We start from the raw sequence: 378 nt of genomic DNA, 5'->3' as shown, positions 1-378 counted from the left end.
AGTGTTAAATGAAGCGCTGATTACCGCGCGTGTAGAAGAAACCGGCTGAATTGACGTACCAAAGGTATTGGAAGTCGGTGTATTTGAAGGTAAGTGGTCCATTACGTTTGACTTCATTGAAGGCAAAACCCTCCAGCAGCTGATGGATGAGAACCCTGACAAGCTTGCAGAATACATGGAACAGATGGTTGATCTTCATCTGAATATTCTTTACAAACACTGTCCTCTGTTAAACAAGCTGAAGGATAAGATGTCCAGGCAGATTCTTGAGACCGAAGAATTAAGTGATATCACACGCTACGACATGCGTACCAAGCTGGACAGCATGCCAAAGCATACCAAATTGTGCCACGGTGATTTTAACCCGACCAATATCGT

At 43.9% G+C, this 378-nt stretch carries 1 pseudogene; it reads left to right on the top strand.

Features of this window, described 5'->3' with window-relative positions:
- Positions 1-142: 142 nt before the first annotated feature.
- A pseudogene (locus tag NE473_RS30575) lies at positions 143-378 on the top strand (aminoglycoside phosphotransferase); the annotation flags it as partial.

This window comes from Hungatella sp. SL.1.14 (genome assembly GCF_024460495.1).
GTDB lineage: Bacteria > Bacillota > Clostridia > Lachnospirales > Lachnospiraceae > Hungatella > Hungatella hathewayi.
Note: the sequence above shows the minus strand (reverse complement) of the source record. Positions and strands in the feature narration are given on the sequence as shown.